Origin of the sequence: Psychrobacter sp. UBA3483 (genome assembly GCF_002377905.1) — a bacterium.
Lineage (GTDB): Bacteria > Pseudomonadota > Gammaproteobacteria > Pseudomonadales > Moraxellaceae > Psychrobacter.
The window spans coordinates 13,310-25,263 of record NZ_DFQS01000064.1; the positions used below are offsets into that span (position 1 = coordinate 13,310).

General features: G+C 44.7%; 8 protein-coding genes. 3 read left to right on the plus strand and 5 right to left on the minus strand.

From position 1 onward, the window contains the following. Positions 1-86: 86 nt before the first annotated feature. The 4 genes from B2866_RS11740 to B2866_RS11755 form a co-directional block, all read right to left on the minus strand. Complete coding sequence (locus B2866_RS11740) at positions 87-1,652, minus strand: peptide MFS transporter (RefSeq protein WP_296194477.1); 1,566 nt, start codon at positions 1,650-1,652, stop codon at positions 87-89. Between the two features lie 306 nt (positions 1,653-1,958). Further along, positions 1,959-2,396 carry a hypothetical protein gene (locus B2866_RS11745; protein WP_296194480.1) on the minus strand — a complete coding sequence of 146 codons (438 nt, stop codon included), beginning with the start codon at positions 2,394-2,396 and terminating at the stop codon, positions 1,959-1,961. Between the two features lie 135 nt (positions 2,397-2,531). Continuing rightward, on the minus strand, positions 2,532-4,106 hold the full coding sequence (gene lnt / locus B2866_RS11750) for an apolipoprotein N-acyltransferase (protein ID WP_296194482.1): 1,575 nt from the start codon (positions 4,104-4,106) through the stop codon (positions 2,532-2,534). Between the two features lie 281 nt (positions 4,107-4,387). Continuing rightward, the gene (locus B2866_RS11755; RefSeq protein ID WP_296194486.1) at positions 4,388-5,287 is read right to left on the minus strand and encodes a transporter associated domain-containing protein; all 900 of its coding nucleotides are present in this window, start codon (positions 5,285-5,287) and stop codon (positions 4,388-4,390) included. A 342-nt stretch (positions 5,288-5,629) separates the two neighbouring features. On the opposite strand from B2866_RS11755, the gene B2866_RS11760 reads away from it, so the two are divergent. Further along, the gene (locus B2866_RS11760) at positions 5,630-6,922 is read left to right on the plus strand and encodes a DUF4105 domain-containing protein (RefSeq protein WP_296194488.1); all 1,293 of its coding nucleotides are present in this window, start codon (positions 5,630-5,632) and stop codon (positions 6,920-6,922) included. A gap of 106 nt (positions 6,923-7,028) precedes the next feature. Here the strand turns inward: B2866_RS11760 and B2866_RS11765 are convergent, their stop codons facing one another. Further along, the gene (locus tag B2866_RS11765; RefSeq protein WP_296194491.1) at positions 7,029-7,649 is read right to left on the minus strand and encodes a YcgN family cysteine cluster protein; all 621 of its coding nucleotides are present in this window, start codon (positions 7,647-7,649) and stop codon (positions 7,029-7,031) included. Positions 7,650-7,852: 203 nt separating this feature from the next. Between B2866_RS11765 and B2866_RS11770 the strand changes: the two genes are divergently transcribed. Then, positions 7,853-8,593: a dienelactone hydrolase family protein gene (locus B2866_RS11770; protein WP_296194494.1), complete on the plus strand. Its 741-nt coding sequence runs from the start codon at positions 7,853-7,855 to the stop codon at positions 8,591-8,593. Between the two features lie 273 nt (positions 8,594-8,866). Then, on the plus strand, positions 8,867-11,893 hold the full coding sequence (locus B2866_RS11775; protein WP_296194499.1) for a DUF2339 domain-containing protein: 3,027 nt from the start codon (positions 8,867-8,869) through the stop codon (positions 11,891-11,893). Positions 11,894-11,954: the final 61 nt, after the last annotated feature.

Here is an 11,954-nt window from a genome sequence, read left to right on the forward strand (position 1 = left end):
AACACGTCTCATCTTTTAGGGTTGATAGCTACGACTGCTGGTATCAATAGGCTTAATTAAGCTTAACCATACCTTAAACATTTTATTTATTGAGCCGCTTTGTCTGCTTGCTCACTTTTGACCAACATATTATTGATAGGTTTTGCTAATACCAACAATACCACCGCCGTTACCACCAAAAAGATGGTCATGGTGGTAAATAATGTCGGTAAGCCTTCAATTTTGTCTGCAGAAACATGACCACCGAAAAACGCAGCGACCAAATTACCCATGGCGACAGAGGCAAAGAATAATCCCATCATTTGCCCTTGCATACCTTTTGGCGCAAGCTTGGTCATTGAGGATAACCCTACTGGACTCAGCGCCAGCTCCCCTAAAGTTAATAGTAATAAACTACCCACGAGCCATAGTGGCGATGCTAAGCCGCCGTCACTGGTCAAGATGCTTTTTGAGGCAAATATCATCAAGGAGAAGCCTGCCGCAGTAATCAACATTCCGAGCGCAAATTTGGTCATACTATTAGGTTCAAGACCGCGTTTGCCAAGCTTGACCCAAATAATACTAACAATGGGCGCCAGCAATAAAATAAACAACGGGTTTAATGATTGGAACCAAATACTCGGTATCTCGAATCCTAAGACGTTCAAGTCAGTATAGCGATCGGCAAATAGGTTAAACGAAGTCGGCTGTTGCTCAAAACTTGACCAAAATAGCGTCGAACCGATGATTAAAATAAAACATGTCAGTAGGCGCAGCTTATCAGTTTTATCAAGACGAGGTGAGACAAACATAATCGCAAAATAGCCTATCACCACTGCGGCGATGATATAAGTCATATACTCTGCGACCATTTCAGGATTAAACGGTAACATGCCACTTGCCACCAAAACCACAGCCGCTGCCAACAATACCAAAAAGCCGATTACCCAGCGACCGATGTTTTTATAGCGGTCATTGGCGTGCTCCCATTCAGGCGTGATGTTTTTAGCTTGGGCATAGTGGGTTAAGGTTTTCTGGGCAGAAAAGCGGTAAATCAGAAGTGATACCAGCATTCCAAGTCCGCCGACACCAAAGCCTGCGTGCCACATGCCTTTTTCTTTAAACACCCCAACGATGAGCGCGGCTAATAACGCGCCAATATTAATCCCCATATAAAACAAGGTAAAACCACCATCACGGCGCACATCGCCTTTTTTGTAAAGAGCCCCCACCATGACGGAAATACAGGTTTTAAATAACCCTGAGCCTAATACAATACATATCAAACCGACAAAAAATAGCGTCATGCCAAATATGGCTGAGAGTGCAATACATAAATGACCGAGGGCAATAATCACGCTGCCCCACCACAAGGCACGCTCTTGACCAAGCCAGTTATCAGCCAGCCAGCCGCCTGGTACCGCTGCCAGATATAATGAACCAGCAAAAATACCATAAATAGCAGAGGCGGTGACTTCATCGAAGCCAAAACCACCGCTGCCGACGGTGGCAACCATAAATAGTACTAATAACGGACGAATACTATAATAAGAAAAGCGTTCCCACATTTCGGTAAAAAACAGCGGGCGCAGTGGCTTTGGGTGCCCCATAAACCCATTATCCAGTGCTGCCAATTCAGCTTCACTAACATTTACTTTTGAGTCTCTGCTCATAACTTTATTCCTTTAAAGACCACTGTAATGACGACCAAACTCCTGTTTATTTTGCTAAGCGGTCACATAGGCGCATTATTGTTTCACTTGGTTATGGTCAAGTAAAGAAAAAGTTATTCAATAATTACACAAATACCTACAAAAAAACCTGTGCTCAGTTAACCAAGCACAGGTCTTTAATGTTAGCTTCTAGAGTGTTAGCACTCTTAGAATAAAGTATCGTCACAACAGTTGTACTTAATTACGGGTATCTAACTAGATTTATATAAGCATTTGTTTTAATAACAAAATACTTAAGTCATAAGCTTACTCTTCAGTCTTCCAGGTATGCGTTATTTCTCCATTCTGACCACCATCCAAATCCGCATCGGCTTCTTCTGCTGTCAAGTTAGCATCATCAGGGACTGCCGCTTGATTGACAGTACCTTCAGCAGTTGCCGTACCAGATTCAGCAGCAACGACCGTACCGTCAGCATCGGTTGGCGTTACCGTAGCATCCGCTGGTGTTGCAGTAGCAGCTGCGTCGGTATCGGCAGCTTCCGCTGTCGCAGCAGGCGCGGCTTCTGTAGAAGTCGCCTCTGTTTCAGCAGTCGCTTCGGTGCTCTCAGCAGTGATATGCTCGCCTGCTGGACGCAAATAGCCAGAAATGCCGATTAATAAGACGATACCTAAAAATAAGGCAACACCGCCTAAAGCAAATAGGAACTCTTTCTTGGGGTTGTTTTCGACAATATGTTCTGACATACCTTATCCACCTTGCACAAAATATTTAAAATATTGGCCTATTATATCGCAATTTATATCGATTTGTGAAAACCCTTAACGATTTAAAGGGTTTATTAGCGAAAAAACTTAAAACCAAAGCCTATGGGTATTTTTTTATTTGACCAAACGTCTCTGCGGGGTCGCACGCTTGCCAAGATAGCTTAATAATAGCAAAAGCGCAATAATGATTAAAATAGGATAATTACCCGCACGCATATAAGGCGTATTACCAACGCGTGCCTGCACATTTCCGCGTAAGACAGTGCGCTCAAACTGCGGCGCCCGCTTCACGATATGACCTTTATGGTCAATGATAGCCGTGACGCCGGTATTAGTCGCGCGCATAAACCAACGGCCGTTCTCAAGCGCACGCATTTGTACCATTTGCAAATGCTGGAGCGGCCCTGCCGAGCTACCAAACCACGCATCGTTAGAAATGGTCAATAAAAAGTCAGTATTTATGGCATTTTTGCGCGTGGTGTCAGGATAGGCAACTTCATAACAAACCGCGGCGCCCAAGTTATGACCACGCACTCGCAGCGGGGATTGATTATCACTGCCGCGGCTATAGCTCATGATATCTTGGCTGCCAGCAAGGTTAGGCAAGATATCTAGCATGCCCTCAAAGGGGATATATTCGCCAAAGGGTACCAAACGCTGCTTTTTATATAGCCCTTCAGCGTCTGCGCCTAAGGCAATGACACTATTATAAAACGGCGGGTATTTATCGGTTTTGGCATCAAAAGCTGCGGTATCCTTATAAGGGATACCAGTGACCCACGTGGTGTCGGTCTCTTTGGCCACTTTGACCATTTCACTGATAAAACCTAGCGCTTCATCTTGAAACATGGGAATGGAAGACTCTGGCCACAAGATCATGTCGCTGCCCCATTCAGTACTGGACAAGGTGGCATAAATTTTTAGCGTTTCTACTTGATATTCAGTCAGCCATTTTAAATCTTGCGGAATATTACCTTGAATTAATGATACCGATAAGTCAGGCGTGCCCTTTGGTTTTGTCCACTGCGGATTTAGCAACCATAACGCGCAGCTGAGAATAAGCAGCGCGGCAGTAGGAATCATATAACCGCCGCGGCGACGTAACAGCTCGACCAAACTTGCCGCCAATAATACTGCCACAAAAGACACCGCAAATACGCCAGCAACGGGCGCTAATGACGATAGCCAATATTGCTCGGTAAAGGCATAACCGACAAATAACCACGGAAAACCGGTAAATAGCCACGTTTTCATCCACTCTTGCAATACCCAAAGCGCGGCAAAAGATAATGGCTGCTTACCGACGACACGATTAAAAATCAGCGCTAAAAAGCCATGAAACAAGCCCATCCCAAGACCCATTAGCGCAATCATAATTAGCGCCAGCCACACTGGTGTATCGCCATACACATGGATTGAGGTATACAGCCAAAACGCCCCGACGCACCAAAGCCCGGTACCATAAGCTTGACCAATAACAAAAGCACGCTTACCAGTCATATCTGGCATCAGTAAGGCATACAAAATAGCGGGCGACACCAACGCCACCGGCCAAAAACCATACGGCGCGAGGGCAAAGATAAACACTGCGCCTGCCAGCCACGAAATCAATATGGTCAACACCATCGGCAAGCCCTTTGGCTTATCGGGGTTTAGACGTTTTTGCAAATCAACAGTAGACAGACGCATAGCAATTATCCAAAACCTTATTATTCAGTCGTTTAAAGCTTACATATTAACTTTGATTTATTCAGTGAGCGCTGAATGGGTAGCCATGCATCCGCTGCTCAATACAGCGCTCAAAAATTAAACCTGCCCATGATACCAGTCTAAATCAATCAATAGGTAAAATTGCGTTGCAAAATACCGATTTTAAAAGCAAAAAAAAACACGACCGCAATCGTGTTTTTTTATACTTACATGCCAAGCTTATGTTTAAGTACCAAGCTTAAGTGATAAACATCAACAAATTAATGGCTACCTATTAATATTTGCTGGTCAGCATTGATTTTGGACAACTCAAGATTTTGAATAAAGCGCCCTTCAACATCGGTAATGGTAATTTGCCAATCGTCTATCACCACACTTTCCCCTTCCAAATCGCCAACATGGCCGAGTGCTTGCATGACCAAACCGCCCATGGTATCGACATCGGTATCGTCAAAGTGAGCGCCAAGCTCATCATTACAGTCTTCAATCACTGTCGATGCTTGCACGCGCCACGTGTTTGGTCTTTCAGGATCGGCGACGATATTATTGATATCACTGTCTTCATCGAAGTCATCATGCTCATCGACGATATCGCCGACGATTTCCTCGAGCAAATCTTCCATGGTTACCACACCGCCAAAGTTACCAAACTCATCGACGACAATCGCCATATGCACTTGGGTGCGCTGCAACGAGCGTAGTAAAGTATCAGAGCGCGCCGTTTCGCTGATATAGAGCGGCTGACGCACAAGGTCTCTGAGACGCTTGCTATCGATTTTGTCTTCTTGGTCGCGCACCATGTGCACGAGGATGGGAATCAAGTCTTTTGCCAATAAGATACCGATAACCGCGTCATCATCTTGGCTATCAAAGACCGGATAGCGCGAGTGCGTGGTCTCAAGAATGATATCCATCACTTCGGCTAGGCTGGTGCTTTCGTGCAGCCCCACCACTTGCGGGCGCGGGGTCATGATTTCGCGAACTTGGGTGGCAGGCAAATCAAGGACGCCTTCCAACATGTCCACGGTATCAGGTTCTAAGAACTGGCGCGAGTCTTGCACCAAACGTATCAGTTCATCACGGGTTTCGGGGGCGGTCGATAGCCAGCGTTTTAAGCCGCGCATCGACCAACTACTCGGGCTTGGAGCGTCTTCAGACATGATGATGTGATTTAACCTCTTTAGTTGATAACAGTAGTCAAAGAAAATAGTGAATAGCAATTAAAATCTTAACCGTAGATGGGGATTAAAATAGCAAATAAAACAGCGATTTTATATTTAGGCAGTAGTCAAAATATTTAAATAAAGATCAAATTATCCATACAAATCCTATCATAGCGATAAATGACAACTATATAAGTATAGATAAAAATAGACCAGCCTAATAAGTTTCACTTTATCGTAAGGCTTACGGACATTCAACGACAAATTCACTCAAATTGTATTGTCAGTGTGTTGCAAACTTTGCTATGGTCAAAGCCTTCATTCCTCAAAGTCAAATCTATGTCGCTACGTGCCTTTTTTTCTCGCTTGCTCTCCCCGCTCTCAAACAGCAATCGCTTAGAGCATGGGGCAGCTTATGATCGCCAGCAAAAGCGGACTTGGCGCTATTATCTCACGCAGTTTTTAATCGTTACTACGTTACTACTATCTGCTATTTGGCTGTTAATGGCAATCTGGTATCAGTTTGGCATACGCTCACCAATTACGTGGCTTATGACCCTTATGATAGTCGGCATTTTAGCGGCGCTGGCTAAGGCAGCTTATGCAACAAAAAGGCATTGGTCAAAAAGTCTAAAAAATAGAGTCAATCAGCCATCAAATAATTCAACAGCGCCGGATAAAAAAGTAGCCGTTAAATGGCTCATTGGTTTTTACGCAGCGATTTGGTTTGTGGGTTTGGGTTGGTTCTTTTCTATCGAGCCCAAGCAAGACCGCGACTGGATGGCGGAAGTCAGCGAAAGGGTCACCTATCGCCGTGACGCCAATAATCCTAACTTAGTCACGCTCACCAATGTGCGTAATTTTGATTGGCGTACTGATAAAGAGGCGGCTGAACACTGGGATACGCGCACCATTGACATGTCAAAACTCTCTGGCGTCGATGTGACCAACTCCTATTGGATGGGGCCGCTGATTGCGCATACTTTGGTCAGTTTCCGCTTTGAAGATGATAGACCGCTTGCCTTCTCTTTTGAGATTCGTAAGGAGGAAGGCGAGTCGTTTTCGGCACTGGCAGGGTTTTTTAGGCGTTTTGAGCTGAGCCTGATTGCTGCCGAAGAGCGCGATATCATTTATACCCGCAGTAATGCTCGCGGCGAGCAAGTTTATCTGTTTCCGGTCAGCAATCTACAACAGCACGAGGTCAAGTCGTTATTTGAGTCTTACTTAACTGCCGCCGATGAATTGAATGCCAAACCAACTTGGTACAATACCTTGATTAGCAACTGTACCAATATTATCTTTTATATGGCGCGTATTGTCAGTGGCGACCGTCTGCCATGGGATTACCGAATTTGGGTATCGGGCTGGCTACCAAACTACTTATACGACGTTGGCATGCTCGACACCAACCCTGAAAAGGACGGTCAGCCTTGGTCAATGGACACGTGGTACGAACGTACCCATATCAATCCAAAGGTTCGCGGTTTTGATAATTTGGCAGGAACTAGCGCTATCAATAGTCGCGAGTTCTCCAAGCAAATTCGGCAAGATATTCCTATCCCGCCACTGGCAGATTCGCAGGCGGGTGCGGAAGCGAGTGCCAAATCTGCTGCGCAGGACTCTAAAGAATAGCTGATGTTGCCAAAGAGGTGTTACTACTTTTCAAAGCGGTATTGCGACGTTAAATCCATTGTTTATTAAGTATAAACAGCGTCTAAACCTGTTTTATAGAAACTGACTACGGCTTAACCCAATGGACCACTCGCGTTTCCATCTCTTCATCTGTCATGCCAACCTCAGAAACACAGCGCCCTGCTACGCCGACATTGGCAGCGCGCATCTGCTGCTGAGTTGCCACCGCATCTCCCGTCAATAACAAATGCCAACTTGGTAAATCTTGTCCTTTATACAAGCGCTTATAAGCACAGTGCGACGGCAACCACATCATCTGCGGTAAATTTTCCATAGTCAGCTGAATACAATCGGGCACGTGCTCTTGGCGGGTGGCGTAATGCTTGCAATAACCCGTCGCACAATCCATCAGCTGGCAGGTGACATCGGTATACTCGACTATTTCGGCTTCATGACTATTGTCGTCACTGACGTTTTCATCATCGATGTATTTAATCAGGCAACAGCTGCCGCAACCATCGCATAGCGCTTCCCATTCACTATGGTTTAGCTCTGACAGCGCAAAACGTGACCAAAACTGCGGTCGCAATATGTCGTTAGCTTCAGTCTGATTTTGAGGAAATAAGCGCACCGCAGATTGCGCCGCTAAGCCTAAGTCCATTGTTGTTTTGGAAGCTGAAGCGGATGCTAAGTGAGGTTCAGATTGATTGAGCAAATTGAGTGTCATAAAGTCGCCGTAGCATTTTGATAAGGAGCGTTACAGTATTATAGCTGTTTTTGACGTACTTGGGCGTTAAGGTAGGAGGAGTAAATAAAAGGATTAAGCCAAATACGGACAATTAATACTTATAAAGCAAGCGTTTATAAAGTAGTTATTTATAAAACAGCCATTTATAAAACACCCTTCATAACATAAAAAAGGAAAATAATATGTCAATTAAGACCTTTGAATTAATCAGCACTACCGAAAACAACGTCGAGCTTATCAGCTATGTAGCGCTGCCAGAATCTGCCTCCGAGGACAATCCAGTAGCGGGTATTTTGGTGGCACCAGAATGGTGGGGCGTGGTTGATCATCCAAAATCTGTGGTTGAGCGTTTGGCCGAAGCTGGCTATGCGGCAGTAGCGATGGACGTTTACGGTGAAGGTAAGCTGACCAGCGATGCGGCGATGGCAAATATGTGGATGACACAAGTACTTGAAGACCAAGATATGCTGATGGCGCGCTGTCGTTTAATCCTCAATGATTTTGGTGACCAGTTAGCGGTCAATCGCGATAACTTAGCAGCGATTGGTTATTGCTTTGGCGGTAAAGTGGTGCTTGATATGGCACGCGAAGGTATGCCATTAAAAGCGGTTGCTACTTTCCATGGCAATCCATCAGCAAAACAGCCAGCCGACAAAAACTTTACAGCCAAAGTATTGGTCGCTCACGGCCGTGATGATTCGATGGTGTCTATGGAGGCAATCGAAGGTCTAAAATCAGAGCTAGATGCTGCCGATGTCGATTACACTATCGATGTTTATGATAACGCTAAGCATGGCTTTACCAATCCGCATGCCGATGAGCGTGCTGCCAAAAATGATGTTGACCTTGGCTACAACGAAGCCGCTGCTAAGCAGAGCTGGGAAAATATGCTCGAGTTTATGAAAACCAATCTCGGTCAATAGTTTTAAATAAAGTCGTGGTAAATTAAGACTATTATAAATCAAGTGTTATAGACGCTTATTATGCTTATTTTTATAGGCGTCTGTAAAAAAGATAAGATAAAAAATAGGGGCGCTTTTGCAAAGTGACCCCTATTTTTTATAGTGATATACAATAACTACCATGACTAATCTTGTGCTTATGAGCAAATAACGTCATTATCGATTTATTACAAGCGGGATTGAGTGACGAGGATGTTATATCTATTGATAAATCAGCTGGGCTGGCTGGCTTTTATGGCTTTATTGATTGTGGTGCTCATATTATATGCCAGGATAAGCCAACAAATCAGACAGTTGCGTCACGATATGACAGCGCTGCAAGCTGAGCTTAAACGTCAAAAACAGGACACAACGCCAGTAAAATCTTCTCACGCCGATATAAATAGCAATCAAGAAAGTCAATTTGCATTAGCGCCCGATACCACTCCAACCTTGCAGTCATCAACGCCACCACCGATACCGTTAGCAACAGTAGAATCTTTTACATCCGCTGATCCTATTGCCGAACCCATAGAAAACCTCGGCTTAAAGCCAAAACCGGTAGAATCGACAAGATCGAAAACCCCCGTTACAACGATAGAGCCAGACGAGCGCTCCTTGCCTATTGTCACCTCACTGATTCACTCTATGCAAAACTGGTTTTTTGGCGGCAACTTAGTAGTACGCGTTGGGGTATTGGTGTTGCTCGTCGGGGTGGTGTTATTGCTACGCTTATTAAGCGATTATATCGAAATTCCGATTGCCCTGAAGCTTATGAGCATCGGCATGATTGGCTTAGGGCTGGCGGCGTTAGGATTAAAATTAGCAAAAAACCGTTTTGCTTATGGTATTACCCTGCAAGGCGCAGGCTTAGCGATTGCTTATTTAACCACCTTTTTTGCCTATAGCGTCTATCAAGTGCTCTCAAGTGTGCCGAGCTTTATGGGACTTGGCATCTTATCAGCCATCACCATCGGCTTAGCGGTACGCCAAAACGCTTTACCGTTGGCATTGTTGGCGCTTTCTGGCGGCTTCTTTGCACCGATATTGACCAGTAGCGATATTGGTAATTTAGTGACCTTGTTCAGCTATTACTTACTTTTGAACGTCACCATTGCTGTCATCGCCCATTACCGTACTTGGAAAATGCTCAATCTGCTCGGTGTGATGGTCACCTTTGGACTGGCTTATTATTGGGGTATTACGGAGAATTTAAGCGCTGTTATTGAGGCGCAGCGCTGGACGTTGGTATTGCTGGTCGCGCTGCACGTATTATTATATCTGTTTGTCGTCATTCGCTACGCGCAGCAAATCATTGCTTATAACACGTTTAATGAAGCAAATTTTGCTCATACAGCTAACGTCGATAGTGCAGAGAATCCAAGTCATTTAGATAAATTTTATTTAAGAAACCACAGCTACGTATTCCCTATTGATACTGGTTTACTATTTTCTGTACCGATACTGGCCTTTGGTTTATTTGCGGCGCTGTTAGACGCTATTCCTAATGGGTTAACCATCACCAGTGCTATTTTAGCGGCAATTTATTTGGGCATTGGCTGGGTTTTTGTCAAGCGTAGTCAGCGATATGCCTTAATCACTGAAGGTATGCTGGCGTTAGGTTTTGGTTTTTTGGCGCTGGTGATCCCGCTGGCACTCGATGCAGAATGGATTGCCTTTGGCTGGTCGGTACAAGGGCTGGCCTTGGTATGGTTTGGACGGCGATCACTACGCGCATGGTCAGTATGGTTTGGGCTGTTATTGCAGCTGCTCAGTATCGCGATGCTGATGATAAATGTGGTCTTTACGATCAAAGATTATCCAACGCTGGCATTGACGATTTCGGCGCTCAGCTATCTAGCAACGATGTTTATCTTACGCGCCAACAACTCACCTATTGATGACGCCAACAACCAGCTTAATGCCAATCATACGCTGACTGCCTATACTAAAGCTTTGGGCATTGGTGAACTCGCTACTAAACAATGGCTTACCAGTATCAATAGCCAAAGTATGGCGTTTAACTTGATGTGGCGCAGTCCAAATTTGGGTCGATTTTTGACCTTTACTGCAATGGTTTGGCTGCTGTATGTATTGGTGATTGATTTTGACCAATGGCTTGCAAACTGGCGCTTAGCAACGACGGCGCTACTAGGATTAGCCATGTTAACGAGCCTAGTCATTTATCAGGCAATTAATCACTATCATGCGTGGCGCGAGATTAGGCAGTTTAGCCATGGGTTATTGCTACTATTTTATGCGATGCTGATATTTCAGCTGCCACAAAGATATGAGCTTGATTATCAATGGACAACCTTTCATTGGCCAATATTTATTACCTTACTCATAGGTTGGTTGGTCGTTGGGCAACTATGGTTAAAGTCATGGCATAAAGAATTGGAGTTAAAAAGTTTTGATAGCGCGAGCTGGCTTGGTGCTGGCATTATCCTGTTGGCAGAAGCTATGCATTATGGCTTGCCTGATTCAAAAGGCGTCATGACTATTTTGGTTCCGGTTGCCTTTATGCTGGCTGGATTATGGTGTACACAGCGTCATGCTATGGTTCAATACAATGATAAGCAATCACACTCGCAAACGGGAGCAGCGACCTCAGTATTTGCACCTTATTGGTTTGATTGGCATCAGGCATTATTAGACAGTGCCAAAATATTTGTACCAATCACACTAGGTTGGGCTATTTTTACCAACTTCACTTACGATGGTATTATTTGGGAACTGCCCTACTTTCCTTTATTTAACTTATATGATGTGACGTTATGGCTGGTGGTGTTTTACGGCTTGGGCGTTTATTTACTCCGTCAGCCACATGGTAGAGGTTCGAGAAATCTATTAAAAGCCATTCCTAAAAACGATATGCTGTTAATTATCTTAGCGCTGATTAGTTTTTGGATAGGCTCTAGCATGTTAGTTAGAACGCTGCACGCATTTATCGGCACGCCGTTATGGACTGGCGGTTTATACGACGTGACAGGAGGCGCTTGGAATAGCGAGCAAGTACAAACTGGACTAACCATTTTATGGACGCTCATTGCTTTGGTCGCCACTATTATCGCCAGCCGCTATGGACAACGAACGCTATGGTTTATGGGCATTGGACTATTGGGAGTTGTGGTGTTAAAACTGGTCTTGGTTGATTTATCCCAGACCGAGGCGATTTGGCGAGTGATTTCCTTCCTTGGTGCGGGTAGCTTAATCTTGGTCATTGGTTATTTAGCGCCATTGCCACCAGCACGTGAGGATTTAACAGACGAGTTTGAATAATAGTCTGCTCTGTGCGTTACGTTAAATGAAATGTTAACGTGGTGACGCTGGTTGTGTAGTA